Genomic DNA, 17,527 nt, shown 5'->3' with positions numbered 1-17,527 from the left:
ATGAATGATCCACAGCCGCTTCTGTGCGGGGGAAAGCGGATAATACGTTGCAGCAGGCGCCGGTGATATAGGTACTGTCAGCGCTTTACCCGACAGTTGTTCGATACGGGCAGCCAACTCTTTTAATACAGGGTTCCTGAAGATATCTTTCAATTCCACTTTTACCTGCCATTCTTTGATGATAGCCGATAACAGGCGCATGGCGTTGAGTGAATGACCACCACGCTCAAAAAAATCATCTTCCGTACCAACATGTTCCAACAACAACACTTCTTTCCATATGCGTACCAGGCGCGCTTCAGTGTCCGATTCCGGAGCTGCCGATGCCCGCCCGGCATCAGGATCCGGTAACCGCTTCCTGTCTATCTTTCCCGCTGTATTACGGTAAAACTGCGTCACGATTACCCACTTACCAGGTAGCATAAAGCTGGGCAGCTGTTCCGATAAATATGCTTTCACCTGTTCTGTCGTGGTGGTGGACATTAGACGCAAATAAGCCACCAGCGCATATTCACCATTTCTTTCTTTATGAGCAAGTACATACGCTTCTTCCACGCCAGGATGACTGTTCAAGACAGCTCTCACTTCTTCCGGTTCGATGCGGTAGCCTCTGATTTTCACCTGTTGATCCAACCGGCCCAGAAATTCCAGTTCACCGTTCCGGCTCCATCGCACTTTATCACCAGTACGATAAAAGCGCCTGAGGCCATCGATATCGTATTCCACGAACGCCTTTTGCGTAGCGGCTTCATTATTCAGGTAACCTTCTGCAATAGCTGGCCCTGTTATACATAACTCACCGGAAATTCCTTTTGGTAATAGTCCACCGTATGGATCAAGTACGAATGCCCTATAACCCGGCAATGCCTTGCCTATTGTTACCGGATCGGCTATAACACGGTCCATCTTGCTACCCGTGGCATTAATGCAGACTTCAGTTGGTCCGTACAGGTTCATCAACGAAGCATCCGGAAACCGCTGCCTGATCTTTTGAGCCAACGGACGGGTGAGCGCATCTCCTCCGGAAGAAATATAACGAAGTGCAGGCCGGAGTTGCTGCTCTTCCATTATCCGCAACATCTCCTCCCAATATAATGGAGAAGCATGCAGCACTTCGATCTTATGTGCTGAGAGATAGTGAACGAAGCCGTTTACATCGGGATACTCTGCATACAGATGCAAGGTACCTCCGGAAACAAGTGGCAGGAAAATCTCTTTGACAGATGCATCAAAGGCAAGCGAAGCATTCAGTATAAATTGCAGGCCTGTGCCGAACTGCATTATCTCCTGCAAAGCGGACAACAGGAGGCAGACCTGTTTGTGTTTGACAGGCACTCCTTTCGGTTGCCCGGTAGATCCGGAGGTGTAGATAATGTAGGCAAATTGTTCCGGCGTGATAGCTGGCGCAGCATACATTTCCGGATACGATGCCGCCGACATTTGTAACTGCCCATGACCGAAAACAGTGATGTCTGCCGTTGCTACAGGTTCGTTGCTGATCAGGCAAACAGCATTGGCATCCTTCAACATATAGTGTACCCTTGTTAAAGGGTAACCGGGGTCCAACGGCAGATAAACGCCACCTGCCTTCAGAATAGCCAATATCGTGATGATGGCAAACCGGTCCTGGTTAACCATCAACCCTACTACATCACCGGGTCTGATGCCCACTTCCGCTATGAGACAGTTGGCCATACGGTTGGCCGAAGCATTCAATGCTTCAAACGTAAGTTTTATTTCACCATCCACGATGGCCGCCTGCCGTGCATGGCCTTTCACAGCGCTTTCAACCCAGCCATGCAACAATTCGTATGGCATGGCCGGCATAGTACTTTCTCCTGACAATGCAAGCAACACTTCTTTTTCCTCCGGCAACAACAGCGGTAATGATGTTATAGGCAAGCCGGGCGTTTCCAGCGCCGACAATAATATTCGTTCAAGATGTTGCGGCATTTTTTGTATCACCTCTTCCGGCAATACACCTTTTCGAAAGTATATTTTCCAGGGCCCCTCCGCTGACACAGCCAGGGCGAGCACCGTTTGTACAGCCTCAAATGATATTTCGTGTAGCCGTTCATGTGATATTCCCAGTCCGCAATGGTTCAGGAGCAGGTCCACACCATTGGCAGCCAGCTGTTCTTCCAGCAGGGAGAAAGGATAGTCCTGATGTTGAACCGCTGATTTGAATTGTCCGGCAAGTGCATTTACCAATTCTTTAAAACCGCGGTCAGTGTGGTGTTCCGACAGGAAGAAATAAAGCTTTTGATTGCTATGTTCAGGGGCTAAAATATTTTTATACCGCACCGGGGCGGTAAATAGTACCGGCTGCTGCCATCCATAGCGGTGCAGCAGCGACATCCATGCAGCCATGACAATCATGAAACAGGAAATATCCTGTCCGTTAGCTGCTTGTTGCAATTTATTCATCACATCACCTGACATGGGGCAGGTAATTGTGCACAGCGGGCCTTTATCAGGAACAAAGCCAGTGGCATAGTCCTGTTTTCTTAACTGTCCGAACCAATAATCCAGCGCTAGTTGCTGTTGTTTGTCCATACGAAATAATATTTTCCGGGAACCATTAAGAAACGTAGTTGAGGTAAGGTTGATAGTACCTGAAAAGATACCGGGAAGGGATACCGAGGTACAGGCCTGCGGCTACAACACTGTTGTAAAGTACATTCCGCCGCGGCGCTCCCCTGAAGCCTGACAAGAGCCCGGACATCACGCTGCCGGGGGTATGCCAGTCAATATTGAATGATATGGAATAACTGAGACCTCTCACCTGGTGCAGGGTACCTGAAGGCATAAAAAGGATATCGCCAGGCTCCACTACCACGGCGTCTATTTCAGCTTCTTTGAGTAAGGGATATTTTCCGAGGTCGGGATGTTCAAGGTCTACACCTGCCCACCGCCAGCTTTTGAGATAGCATTTGTCGCGATCTTTAGCAGCAACCAGGTAAAACTTTTTGCTGCCATGCACCTGAAAGAACAGGTTATGTGTACATAATGTATCAAAATGCAAGGGTGTAAGACTATCCGTGCTTCCCATAAAAAACTGTACAAATTTCCACCATTCACTTCCGTACCATGACGGTAACAGGTAGGAAGGGAAAGGATCCACATCCTGTTTTAGTGCAGGCAGGAGCAGGAACACAGGCACGTCATGGAGATAAGGGGGCCGGGGAGATTGCTGGCGGGCATCGGCCGGCAGTCTTTCATATTGTTCCAGCAGTGCAGTATATTCTGCGACCGTCATAATGGTTTTATTTCCTTTAGACACATCTCCCGTTTTAAGCGGTACGCTTACGGCATCACCCATTTTTTTAAAATAGTCGTAGTTCCATTTTTCGAGAGCTGGCCAGTTGCGGGTCCCTCCTTTTATCAATACCGGCTTTCCGGGCGCGACAAATTTCCTGTAGAAAGTATCTCTGTCGATACTATTAACAATCTCTATCATAGTAGCGGAATATAAAAGCGGATAAAATCTATTTATGAACGGTAGCCGTATCCTGTGCGTGCAAACCCGACAGGGACAGGTTCACCTCTTCAAAAATGGCCATGGCCCTTTCGATCAGCGCAGGTGTAATCACCAGCGGAGGCAGGAAACGGATCACATTATTGTAATGGCCACCGATCTCGAAAAGCAATCCTTTTTTGAAGCAGAGCAAACGTATCTTCCTTACAATATCACTATCCGGTTCTTTGGAATTTTTATCTTTTACGTATTCGATACCAAAAAACAGCCCACGACCTCTTACTTCACCGATGAAGGGCATTCGTCGCTGCAGTTGTTCCAGTCTGTCCCTCAGCAATGATTCCATCCTCAATACATGATCCGGCAGGGAAGTTTGTGCTACGAAATCAAAGGCGCCATTACCAGCTGCAATACTTACCTGGTTACCTCTGAATGTACCAATATGTTTTCCGCTCGACCATTTTTCGATGCGCTGATGATATACAATGGCAGCCAGGGGAAAGCCCACACCACCGATGCCTTTGGACATCGTATAGATATCTGGTACAACACCGGCATGTTGTGACGACAGGAATTTGCCGGTGCGGAAAAAACCCGCCTGTATCTCGTCAAATATTACAACGATATTATGCTCCCGCGCTACCTGCACAATGCCTTCAAGAAAGCCATCATGAGGGATCACCACGCCGCCTTCTCCCTGAACAGGTTCCAGGATGATGGCTGCCGGTTTCGCAATGCCACTATGAGGATTTTCCAGCAAGCTCCTGAAGTATTGCACGCATTGCAGCCTGCAGGTATCCTTCTGCAGATCAAAAGGACATCTGTAACAATAGCTGTATGGTATAAAATGAATATCCGGTACCAATGCACCCAGGCCCGACCGCAATGATGTATTGCTGGTAGCCGACAATGCGCCGGAGGTCATGCCATGATACGATCCCTGAAACGCGATCACACCTTGCCTGCCGGTGAACATCCTTGCCAGCTTGATCGCTGCTTCTACAGCATCAGATCCCGAAGGCCCGGTGAAAGCCACTTTGAACTCATCCCTTACATCAGGTGACAACAAATTCAATATTTTTTCTATCAGCGCTACTTTATTCTCCGTAGGAAAATCCAGTGCATGGATCAGTTTATCCTGCTGTTCCCTCACATATTCCAATACAAAATCATTACAGTGTCCAACGTTGACAACGCCAGCCAACGAAAAAAAATCTATATAATGATTCCCATCCTCATCTTCAATAATGGCACCTTTCGCTCTTTTAATAGCAATAGGTATCTGCTTGCTGTAGGAAACTATAGCAGATTCGTTGCGCTGCTGCTTTTCCAGTATCTCCTTTGATCTGGCGCCAGGTATCTCTGAGCTGACAATGCGCTCTCCTCCTGACAGGTGGTAGGGTTCGAAATTCTCTTTCATATAAATTGGAAGTTATAGTCACAAATTGAGAGGGATATCTATTTCCATGTCCGCGCCATTGCTTAAAGTGCTGGTCAATCCCACTATGCCGGCGGCGGTTTGCCATTGCCCGGCCGCGAGGTCTTTACATACAAGCAGCAACCGTTCCTTCAACCGCTCTATGCGTACCGTGCTATACCGGGAGGACCTGTATTTGATGTAGCCTGTTATTTTGTTCGCCTGTTTGTTACACACAATAGTGAGATCGTATTTGGTACCGGTATCCGTCATGCGTTCTTCTTCAATTGTAATCGCTACAGGGCTTACAGACCGTTCCCGCGCCGGTGTATCATTGAATACAAACAACACGTGGCGTAAGAGGTCTTCCGTCAGTGGCGCATAGGACTCGGATAATTCGGGCGGATAGTGCTGAAAGCAAAGCGCCGTCTGTATTTTACGGTGAACGGCAGACAACAACGCAGTACAGGATTGCTGCTCATCCAAGTGAAAGAACAGTGGCAGCGTATTCACATAAAAACCTATCTGGTCATGCATATCTTCCTTGTTTCTGCCGGCCACCGGCACATTTATCAACAGTTCCGCCGACCTCGTAAAGGAATACAAAGTCAGGTACACGGCTGTTATCAGGCAGGAATGTACCGTGCAACCCTGCCTGCCTGCCAGATCAATGATATCATTTGCTGCGACGGCATCCAGCTCGAAATCAAGCGTACTTCCGGTCCATTCTTCTTCGGTCGGCGTATAGTCGTATGGAATGGCTGACGTGCTTTGCATGGCATGCAATTCTTCCTGCCAATACCGGGCATGTTCACGGGCGTCATTTGTTTGCAGCCAGATTGCCTGATCCAGCACAAAATCTTTATATTGCCTGTTTTTCGGCGCCAGCGCCTCGTTACCCGGCGCCGCATAATAGTTATACAGTGAAATGAGATCATGCTCGATAATACCGGCCGACCAGCCATCTGATATGATATGATGCATAACAAACCGTAACAGATACTCATCAGGGGCGACACGCAACAATGCGGCCTTTATCAAAGCGTCTGTTTCGAGGTCCATCGCCACACTCATGTCGTCCGGCTGATCAGGATGTATCATCCGGAATGGCCTGTTGTGGTTGACGAACTGACGTACCTCACCATTAATCAGTTTGAAGTTGGTACGTAGGATTTCATGGCGCATCAATAATGCGCTGAATGCTGCTTCCAGTGCCGCTATGTTCAGTGCGCCTTTCAATCTGTAGCGGGAAGGCATGTGATAAGCGATGCCTCCCCCCTTCTGGTCGATCACCCATAACCTGTATTGCGCGTGAGACAGCGGGTAATGATCCTGTTCCTCAAATACGCCGGGGGCGCTACCTTTCATGCTGTTCTGTGATCTTGCCAGCGCAGCTTGTTCATGAATTGTCTGGTTGACAAAAATATCCTGCAACCGGAAGTCCCTATCCAGTTCTTTCGATAAGCGGGAAGCCAGCAGCATGGCGCTTAAAGAATGTCCTCCTGACAGGAAGAAATTATCGAAGATGCCGATAGCCGGTTTGTTCAACACTTCTTTCCATATGGCGGCGATCTGTTGCAGCAGCGCTCCGGCAGCCTCATGTGGTTCAGCAACCGGCGATTGCACTGGCAATGGCAGTGCCGATTCATTGATCTTTCCGCTATGTGTTACCGGAAATGCTGTCAATGGCACCCAATGCACCGGGATCATATGAGCAGGCAGGTGCTGTTTCAACAATGCTTCCAGGTCAGCGGGCCGGAGGCTGTTTTTTCCCTGGTAATATGCCACCAGGTTATCTTCCCTCTGCATTACATAAGCCTGCTGTACATCCGGATGGGATAACATCGCTCCCTCTATTTCTCCTGGCTCGATACGATATCCCCGCAATTTTATCTGGCGGTCTATACGGCCAATAAACTCGATGGTGCCGTCAGGCAGCCATTTACCGGCATCACCTGTGAGGTAAATCCGTTCTTCAATACCGGCAATAGTAGTATTGACAAATTTGCGGTTGCTGAGTTCCGGGGTATTAAGATAATGCATCCCTACTCCGGCACCTGCGAGGCAGATCTGGCCGGGCATACCCAAAGGCACCATTTGCAGTTGATTGTCCAGCAGATAGACGCGGGTATTCATCAATGGCTTCCCGATGGTTTTCCTGCTGCGGTCTGCCCCCGCCCATTCCCAGGTATTATCTACCGTCGCTTCTGTTACACCATATACATTTATAAGCCGGGCTGCGTCAAAGTATGAATCAAAACGCCTTACCAGCATAGCATCCAGCGGTTCTCCACCGCAAAGCACGTACAACAAAGGAGGAGGTGGCGTTTGTTCAAGCTCCGTTAACAATGTGCTCAGGAACGAAGGAGTAAGATCCGTTACCTGTATCTGTTCATCGCGAAGGATACCGGCATACAGCGGAAGATTTTTCCTGGTTTGTTCATCGATCACAACCAGGGTATGACCAAATACCAGCGGAGCAAAAAGTTGCTGCACCGAGGCATCAAAATTAATAGATGCCGTTAACAAACATCGTAAGGGAGTGATATGATTTTCGTAGATCAGGCCGCCCAGCCACATCACCAGGTTCTTCAGCGCATCATGCCCGATCATCACACCTTTTGGCCTGCCGGTTGTGCCGGAAGTATAGATAACATATGCTGCACTGTCCTGGCCCGGACACCATTGAAGATCATTTGCTGAAAATGTATGCAGATCAAGAGATCCCGGATAGCTGACCGGGCAAGGCCACTGGCCTTCGGCAAATGCAGGGTCAGCAAGCAGGAGCCTGATACCGCTGTCTGCCGCCATCCATTCTTTTCTTTCCCGTGGATAGGCAGGGTCTATGGGCACATACACCGCTCCTGCCTTCATTACAGCCCAGATGGCAATGATCAGTTGCGTAGAGCGGGGCAACATGATCCCAACCAGATCTCCGGGCGCGATGTGATACTCTTCCTTCAAATAATGCGCCAGCTGATTAACACGTGTATTGAAATCAGCGAAGCTGAGGCGATCTTGCTGAAATATCAGCGCGGTTTCATCCGGGCGCCGCAATACCTGCTCTTCAAAGAGTTGCAGGATACTTTTGTCCGGCAGGGTGACCGGTACGGGGTTATATGCAAGCTGGGCCAGCTGCTCCTCCTCCGGCAAATAGCAGATAGCGGCCAGTCTCCTGTTGCTGTCATATACGCAGGCTTGCAGCAATTCCCGGTAATATCCTGTCAGGCTTGCACCCTCTTCCACAGAGAAAATATCGGCATTCAACTGAATTCTGACGGCCAGTCCTTCCTGCATCTCTTCAAAATCAAAATTGATATCGAACTTGCTGATGTTTGCATGTATAGGTGCATAGTCCACCGCCCGTGTCAAGGTACTCCCATTTTCCAACATAACAGCCATCACATCGAACAAGGGCGACCTGCTGATGTCACGGTTTAACTGCAGACTATCCACCAGCAGATCAAAAGGATAATCCTGGTTATCATATGCGTTGATGGCGGCTTTATGTACGCTGCTGAACAGCGTACTAAAGGATTCATCTGCTGCTACACCGATGCGCAATGCAAGGGTGTTAACGAAAAGCCCCACTTGTTTTTCAGCGCCGTCAATTGTTCGGCCAGTGACAGGTATCCCTATCACCAGATCATGCTGCCCGGTATAACGGTACAGGAATGCCACTACCGTTGTTAGCAGAGATATATAAAGCGTAGATTCCTGTTGCAGGCACATCGCCTTCAAGCCTTCCACTATGGCCTTTTCCAGCAGGATTGTGTGCGTATGTCCCCTGAAGCTGCGTGTGGCCGGATAATTATTTTTACCGGGTATTTCCAGTACGGGAATATCCTTTTCAAAAACAGTGAGCCAGTATTTTTTTTGCAGATCCAGCTTGTGACCCGACAGTAACTGTTGCTGGAAGGCGCTGTAGTCCTTGTATTGAAAGTCCAGCGCGGGTAAGGCCGGTTCCATATTTTCGCGCAATGCCTGATATATTCGCCAGCATTCGTCCATTAAAATATTGATGGATGCACCGTCGGCAATGATGTGATGAAAAGTAAACATCACTGTGGCTTGCTGCGCTCCTGTCTCCACCAGTGTTACGGCAAACAAGGGCCATCTGTTGAGCTCAAAGGTTTTTGCCGCCGCCGCGGCGGCAATGGTATTCAATTGCTCTTCCGACCCGGCTATCACCTGAAGTTGAAAGGGCGTAAGGGAGGCCGGTAACACCTGCTGCAACAAGCGGCCTTCTTTTTCAAGGAAAATAGTACGCAAACTTTCATGTCTGGCTATCATGATGCGAAGCGCATGTTCGAGGCTGACAGTATCTATGTGTTGATACAGGCGGTTGCTAATAGAAATATTATAGGCTGTCTTGCCGGTGTCCAGCTGATGCAGTATCCACATACGCCGCTGCGCAGCAGAGGCGGTATAAACATCCTGCTCTTCAAGAATAGCAACGCTATCGATGGATATAGCAGGAGATTCCTGTACTACATTTGCGAACTGGTGTAATACCGGCTTGGTGAAGATATCTTTCAGCTGAACATCCCGGGAAAAATGTTTTCTCACCGCATTCAGCAACCTGGTAGCCGCAACGGAATTGCCTCCCGACAGGAAAAAGTGGTTGTTTCTGTCAACCAATGCCGTACCCAGTACTTCCTTCCAGATCTTCGCCAACACTATCTCCGTGTGATTATTGAATGGTACGACAGCTCGCGCTGCGGTGCTGTCCGGAGCGGGTAAGGCGCGACGGTCAATTTTCCCTGTAGCCGTTAGCGGAAAATACAGCAGGTGTATTATATGCGAAGGCAGCATATAAAAAGGCAGGATAGCGGCAAGCTGCTCATATAGGCCCTCCAACGGCTTTTTATCATAGGTGGAATAATACAGCGCCAGTGCAGGTGTTGCACCCCACGCATCTACCGCAGTTACCGCCACTGTTGCTATTCCGTGCAGTTTCGCGCATACATTTTCAATTTCACCAGGCTCTATGCGATATCCTCTTATCTTCAGTTGCTGGTCCTTTCTCCCGACAAATTGGATCGCTCCTGTGGGGAGCATATAGCCCAGATCTCCCGTTTTATAAAGCCTTTCATTGTTGTATGGATTCTTAACGAATCTGTCCGCTTCCTCTTCAGGCAGACCTACATACCCGGTAGCGAGGCCGTTCCCACCCAGGCAAATCTCTCCTGCTACCCCATCGGCCACCAACTTCATATCTTTATCCAGCAGGTAAACTTCCCTGTTGGCGATTGCTTTGCCAAGCTGGGTACAGTCGTTTTCACCAGACACTTTATGATAGGTAGCACAGACGGTAGATTCTGAAGGACCATAGGTATTGTAGATCCTTACCTGACTTAACAGGCGATCGATCTGTGAAGGGAACAATACATCTCCCCCGCTGATCAGCACCCGGAGACTGCTCACGTCCGTAGTCATCCTGTTGAGAGCGCCTGCCACAAGCGGTGTTGTGCTCAGTATAGTGATCTGATGACGTACAATAATCGCCGAGAGCATTTCCGCATCCCTCCCGCCGGCAGGAGCAATATACAGTGTCCCACCTGCAACAAGCACTGGAAATAGCTCTTCTACCAGGGTATCAAATGAAATAGATGATTGTTGTATAACGCGGTCTTCATGGGATACCTCAAAGAAGTCGGAAAAGGTCCGGACATAATCTGCCAGTGACGCATGGCTGATCATCACTCCTTTGGGAACACCCGTGGATCCTGAGGTGTAGATGATATAGGCAGTAAGATTTTTTTCGATGATAATAACCGGATCGTGTATGGGCTGTTGCAAGGTAGCTTCTCCCGGCAAGAGACAATGCTGTTGTTGCAGCCATTCACCTTGTAATCTGCATATATCCGGTTCCGTTATAATACAGTCTATTTTGCTATCTGCTGATATAAATTGTAACCTCTCTGCCGGATATTCCGGATCCAGCGGCACATAGGTATTACCAGCCTTCAGGATAGCCAGCAACGTTACAGGCATCCATATGGAGCGGCTCATCAATACGCCGGTACGCTTTCCGGGAGCGGCTCCCTGTTGTAGCAGCTGATATGCCAGTTGGTTAGCCCTTTCATTTAATGCGGCGTATGTGAGCTGGTCGGTACCGCAGCATATCGCCGGTGCAAGCGGGGTGATGGCTGCCTGTTGTGCTATGAGCGTTGAAACAGGTATGAAAGGTCCATTGTTCCTCCCGGTATTATTCCTGTCTTCCAGCCATCCCGCTATCTCCTGCCCTGACAGCAGTTCCTGCTCGCACAATGCCCGATCCGGCTCCTTCATCAGACGGCTGCTGAACAGTTCGAAGTGGTGAAAAAGTTGTTTGATCAGTCTTTCGCTGAACACGCTGGTATTATATCTTACCTCCAGTAAGAGTTGTTCCGGACCCGGCTGGAAAAATTCCAGCTGCAAATCCAGCATAATATCTTTGAGCGGGATGTCCAACGGCTGCATCATGACATCCCCTGAAAGCGCATCCATTTGCTCATTGCGGCCGAATTGCTGAAATAAGACCAATACATCAAACAAATGCCGGCCAGATACAGTTTGGCCGGGTGCTAAGGTATCTTTGTCATAAGGATATTCCTGGTGGGCAAATGCCTGCAACATATTTGCTTTTACAAGCTGCACCAGGTCCCGGAAAGTTAACGCCGACGAGAAAGTGCAGCGGATGACCAATTCGTTCAGAAAATATCCCATCGCATTTTCGAGCGCAGGATATTGCCTGTTGGCAGTATCTGTTCCGATCAGGATATCTTCCTGCCCGGTGTATTTGTAAAAAAGTGCATTCAGCAAGGTCACCAATCCCATAAACAGGCTGGCATTCTCCTCTTCTGACAACTGTTCGAGGGCTTTTATCCATTCGGGTGCAAAAGTGACTACATGCCTGTTAGTGGAAGGTATCGAACCTGCTTCCTGTTCCGGTATAGCAGGAAATGTCAGCGGAAGAGCAGGATGTTGCAGCGTTTGCCGCCAGAAATCCCGGTGCGCCGCCATCTGTGCATCTTCCTGCAGAAGGCTTTGGTGCCAGGCATAATCGTGAAAGCGTAATGTTACAGGAGGCAACACAGGTGCGCGTTCTTCTACGCACGCATTGTAAAGCGCCTTGAGATCCCGTATAAAAACCTGCATGGACCAGCCGTCGATAATCATATGATGAATGCTCATCAGGAAGATGAATTGTTCATCTTTACGGTCTTTTACCAGTGTGATATGTAACAGCGGTCCTGTTAACAGGTCAAACAATCTGTTGCGCTCTTGTTGTATGAGATCATTCACCGCCTCTTCTCTGTCAATTTCTATCCACTCAAACCAACCCGTAAAAGTAGTGCTGTCGCATATGGTCATAGCGGGAACGCCGTCAGTATCTTTGATGATTGTTCTCAGGCTGTCGTGGCGGTGGACCAGCATTTCCAGTGCTTGCCGGAAAGCGTCCACCTGCAAGGATCCGGAGATACGATAGGCCCAGCACAAATTAAGTGCGCTGCGCTGTCGTCCAAGCTGATGCAGGTACCATAAGCGGCGTTGTGCATATGTAAGCGGATAGGCTGTCTTCTCCACCATCACGGGCATGCTTCCCCTCTTTGCCTTCCGCAACTGTAAAGACAGCTTCCGCAGCGCAGGGTAAAGAAAAAAATCGCCGAGGCGTAAAGGCTCCCAGCCACGTTCCTTCAACCTTGCGGTTACCTGTGCCGCTCTGATAGAATTACCGCCAGCCCTGAAAAAATGAGTATCAAGGTGTATCTTTTCTGTCCCCAGTACCTGGCTCCATATCTGCGCCATCTCCACTTCTGCAGGCGTGGCGGGCCATTCTTCCCCGCACCATTCTGCAGATGCAGGTCGAGGCAACCTGTTCCTGTCTATCTTGCCATTGACATTCTGCGGCATACTATCAATGGGTATAAAAAATGCAGGCACCATATAATAGGGCAGCCGGTTGACTGCAAAATCCTGCAACTCCTCTACAGGTAGCTGTGGTGAAGACACATAGTAAACAGCCAGCTGCTTCTCTTCTCCGTTCTCCCATGTGCGGGCTGCAATGGCCTTTACACCAGGGTGTGCAGATAATGCTTTTTCGATTTCAGGCAATTCTATCCGGAAGCCTCTGACTTTAACCTGATCATCACGCCGGCCAAGGAACATGATGCGGCCATCACTGTCCCAGCGGCCAATGTCTCCGGTTTTGTAGATACGTCCGGATATTGCTCCTCCCGGATATATAAAGCGCGCCGCCGTTTCTTTTTCCAGATTTTGATATCCTCTCGCCAACCCTGCCCCCGCGATACATATTTCTCCTGCCAGGCCGGGCGGTAGCAGGCGGTTATCCCTGTCGAGCAAAAATATCTGCCGGTTACCAACCGGTTTTCCGATCAATGTCGTATCCTGCAATGACTTTATCTCCTGGTACGCTGCGCACACCGTGGACTCGGTTGGCCCGTAGCTGTTGTAGATGACCGTCTTACCAAGAAGATGACTGATATATCCGGCTTTCAGCTCATCTCCTCCACTGATCAGCAGGCGCAGGCTGCCGAGTGCTGCCGGCCGGGCATTCAGTGCCTGTATTACCAGGGGCGTGGTGCTCAATACAGAGGCTCGCTCCTTTTGTATCGTTTCCACCATGGCGGAGATATCTGCTCCGCCTCCTGGCAGCAGCACCAGCGTGGCGCCACTGCAGAGCGTCGGAAAGATCTCTTCCACATGTGTATCGAATGCAAGTGCTGATTGTTGTATGACGATGTCATTTTTATTGATGCTATAAAATGTGGTGAAGGTGCGTACATAGTCGCTCAGTGATCCATGTTCTATCATCACACCCTTCGGCTGTCCTGTTGTACCGGAAGTGTACAGCACATAAGCCAGGTGATGTTCCTGTATATCGGCCGGCGTTGCGGGAACGTCCACGCCGGTATGGACGAGGGTATCCCAGTCAATCACAGGGACGACGCCGGCAGGAGGTATATCGGTGTCTGTAATTACCCATTCTACGCCACTATCTTCCAATATAAACTGCACCCTTTCTGCCGGATAAGTCGTTTCTACCGGCACATACGCAGCACCAGCTTTCAGTATCGCCAGGATGGCAATGATCATGCGCTCGCTACGCTCCATCATCACGGCGATCCGGCAATCTGGTGAACACTTGCAGATATGTTGCAGACTTGCAGCCACGCTGTCGACAGATAGCTGCAAGTCGCGGTAGGTAATGCTTCGTTCATCACATATGATGGCTATTCTATCCGCTTTCTTTTCTTTATCCGCTTCAATGATGGCGGTTATTGCTTCAAAAGGGTGAGGACCCAGAGATGGATTGAAACGATGCAGCACAGTATGCTGTTCTTCAGCAGATAAGAGGGAATAGTTGGCTATCTGCTGTTCCGGCGCATCCATTGCCTGTTCCAGTATGCGGCAATAACGTGTAAAAAGCTGCGTTACAAATATCTTGTCGTAGTAGTCTGTATTATAGCGTATGTGGAGTTGGATGGCATCTTTTGTCGCCCTGAATTCCAGCTGAAGATCCACGATACTGCCGTGTTCCGGCAAAACAAGCGGTTCCGCTGCCATCGCTCCCAGCTCATGCATATCCAGTGTGTGTTCAAAATTCTGGTAGAGCATGAGCACATCAAAGAGCTGGGTGTTTATGTTTCGATTGGAGGCATGTAATGCCAGATCAACGGGATATTGCTGGTGTTGGTACGCATCCAGTAATTTCCGCTTCACCTGTGACAGCAAATCCCGGAATGTTGCGCTGCTGTCAAGCATGATCCGGATGGGCAGGGTATTCAGGAAGCAGCCGATCACAGGTTCCCATTCCGGGCTGGTTCTGCCAGCGGCTTCTGTTCCAAGTATCATATCCTGTTGTCCGGTCAGTTTATAATACAATAAGCTCAACAACGAAAACAAGGTCATAAACGGGGTAACAGATTCGTTGAGGCTGAACTTTTCCAATGCTGTTTTCAGCTCCGGCGGGAGTGTAAATATTTCACAACTGCCCATGTGGCGGTCCTCTCCACTGTATTTGAACTGCCGTAACAATCCCGGTTCAGGGGTAGCTTCACTTATTTCATTCTCCCAATATTGGCGGCTTTGCTCAAACGCCCCGTTATCAAGCAATATTTGTTCACTGTCTACAAAATCGCTATAGGCAAATCTTTCCGGCGTCTTTACTTCCATACCCCTGGAGAAAAGATCATAGCAGCTATTGAACTCTCGCATGAAGATGCCGAAAGACCATCCATCAAAGATCAGGTGATGAAAAGTAAATTGTAGCAGGTATTCCTCTGCCCCCAGGTGTGCTATTAAAGTCCTGAACAATGGCTTCCCCTTATCAAACGCCCTGCCTGCCTCATTTTCGGCAATCCCGGCCATTTCTTCAGGCCGCGCATTTATATGCGTTATACAAATGCTGTCGCTGTCCAGCACCTGTTGAACAGGTACGCCGTCGTTGTAACGGAGCGCCGTGCGCAGTGCCGCATGTGCATTTACCATCCATGCCACCGTCTTTTCCAGCGCGGCAATATTAACAGCGCCGGAGATCTTTGCGGCGGCTGACAGGTGAAAGGAAGACCACATACCCTGCATTTCGCACAATACCCACATCCGGTGTTGTGCATGGGAAAGTGGATATTCACGTAGCTCCCGCCCGGGTGCTTTTTTTGTTGCAGGAATAGAAACAGTAGCGCGGCTTGCCAACTCACTGAGCGCAGACAAGCTAAATAGTTCGGTGAGATCAAGCCGGATGCCCGACTGTTGCAAGCGGTTCACTAACATCATCATCTGAAGGCTGTTCATCCCCAATTCCAGTGGGGAAGCCCGCATATCTACCTGCGTTCCCGTTAATTCCGAAAGTATGGCGGCGATCTTCGTTTGCAGATCGGGTGTTCCTTCATACGTCTTTCTTTCCTCATGTTGCAGCCGCGCTATCTCTTGCAGCAAGCCGTCGAAATCTCCACGCAGATATTGTTGCACCAGTTGAAAGTATTGCACTTTTCCGCTGGTGGTTTTGGGTATCTTGTTGACTGGAATAACCTTATCTGGCAGGAGTCCCGGTTTTTCCGCGAGCCGGCTCCTGATTGTTGAGGCCAATGGAAGGAAAGCCTGTGGTGAGGCTTTGAACAAAACAAACACCAATAGTTCTTCCTGCTTTGCAGTACCGCTGATACGTGCCGTACCGGCGGCGGCGACCTTGCCGGCTTCGAGACCCGGAATATCTGTTAGCTGTCTTTCGATATCCTGCGGGTAGTAGTTTTGCCCGTTCACAATGATCAGGTTCTTGACGCGGCCGGTTATCACCAGCCTGCCATTGCAGAGAAAGCCCAGGTCTCCCGTTTTCAGCCATCCGTCGGGTGTAAGGAGCTCTTTAGTAGCGGCAGGATTACGATAATATCCTGCGGTCACATTCTCTCCCTTGATCTGCAGATGTCCGATGCGCTGCTCTCCCAAGGTATTCCCGCTATCGTCACATACTCTCACCTGGCAATTCGCGATGGGATATCCGTTCTCCACAAAATAAACGGCATGTTCATCTCCGAAAGCCAGTTGCTGTATTTCTTCCCCGATGGCAATATGGTCACGGTGAAGGCTATACGTTACCAGCGGATCACCAGGGTCCGGCAAGGCCACCGCAACGGAAGCCTCAGCCAGTCCATAACCGGGGTGCAGCACCTGCGGCTGCATGCCGTATTGATTCGTTTTATGAAGAAACCTGTTGCAGGTATGTATGGAAATGGGTTCTGCTCCATTAAAAATGATTCTTACCGAAGAGAGGTCCCAGGCTGGTGCAGCGTGATTCTCCAGGGCATTCATCAGGTACTCATACCCGAAATTGGGAGAATACAATTGCGTCACACGGTGCGCTGCGGCCTTATCCAGCCATAGCAAGGGCCGCCTGATGAAAAGAGGTGTCGGCATGATATAGTGTGTAATACCAGCCATCACACATGCAAGGTGGAAACAGATCAGGCCCATATCGTGCGTGAGCGGCATCCAGCTAAGTGCGAGATCGTTACTGCCGACACGGCTGCGGCTATTGATGTCGGATGTGTTGTAGTAGAGGTTCCTGTGGGTGAGCACAACTCCTTTGGGATCACCGGTAGAACCGGAGGAAAACTGTATATATGCAATATCTTCCAATGTGCAGGACAGCTCACTTCCTGCCTGTAAAGCAGCTAAAGCCGTCTCCGGGTTTATCATCCTTGCACGTAATTCATCCTTCCATCCGCCAAGCCCTTCTTTCTGCGCATACTTTTCAATCTGGTTTAACTGCTTGTCGTCCGTAGCCAGAAACGGATGAGAGAGTGTATTCCATACTTTATACAGCTTATTCCTGTGATCGTCTGTAATGCCCGTTGATAAGGGAACTGCAATGATCTTTCCTAAAAGGCAGGCCCAGAAAAAAATGAGGAACGACCTATTATCTTCGATCTGCAATATCAACTCGTCACCAGCATGGATACCAGACTGCTGCAGGAAACCAAGACATTTCAAGGCTTCCTCATAAAGTATTTTATAAGGCAGGCTGTCTTCTTCGGTGCTGCTTTTAATAAAAACAATATTTGTTTCTCCGTTCCGGATAGCATGTTGCAAACAGGCAGGCAAAGTCAAGGGGCGCATAGTTGATCTTC

The 17,527-nt window shown here is 49.3% G+C and carries 4 protein-coding genes; all 4 read right to left on the bottom strand.

Annotation, left to right across the window (positions count from 1 at the left end; translation table 11 throughout):
* Positions 1-2,556, bottom strand: a 2,556-nt coding sequence (locus tag ICL07_RS29340; RefSeq protein WP_188091616.1) for a non-ribosomal peptide synthetase, incomplete at its 3' end; no start/stop codon positions are given.
* Between the two features lie 25 nt (positions 2,557-2,581).
* Complete coding sequence (locus ICL07_RS29335) at positions 2,582-3,460, bottom strand: cupin-like domain-containing protein (protein WP_188091615.1); 879 nt, start codon at positions 3,458-3,460, stop codon at positions 2,582-2,584.
* A 28-nt stretch (positions 3,461-3,488) separates the two neighbouring features.
* The gene (locus ICL07_RS29330; protein WP_188091614.1) at positions 3,489-4,898 is read right to left on the bottom strand and encodes an aspartate aminotransferase family protein; all 1,410 of its coding nucleotides are present in this window, start codon (positions 4,896-4,898) and stop codon (positions 3,489-3,491) included.
* Positions 4,899-4,916: 18 nt separating this feature from the next.
* Positions 4,917-17,516, bottom strand: a complete 12,600-nt coding sequence (locus tag ICL07_RS29325) for a non-ribosomal peptide synthetase (protein ID WP_188091613.1) — start codon at positions 17,514-17,516, stop codon at positions 4,917-4,919.
* Positions 17,517-17,527 lie beyond the last annotated feature (11 nt).

Origin of the sequence: Chitinophaga qingshengii (assembly GCF_014529935.1) — a bacterium.
GTDB lineage: Bacteria > Bacteroidota > Bacteroidia > Chitinophagales > Chitinophagaceae > Chitinophaga > Chitinophaga qingshengii.
The sequence above is the reverse complement of the archived record's forward strand: the minus strand, read 5'-3'. Positions and strand labels throughout refer to the sequence as shown.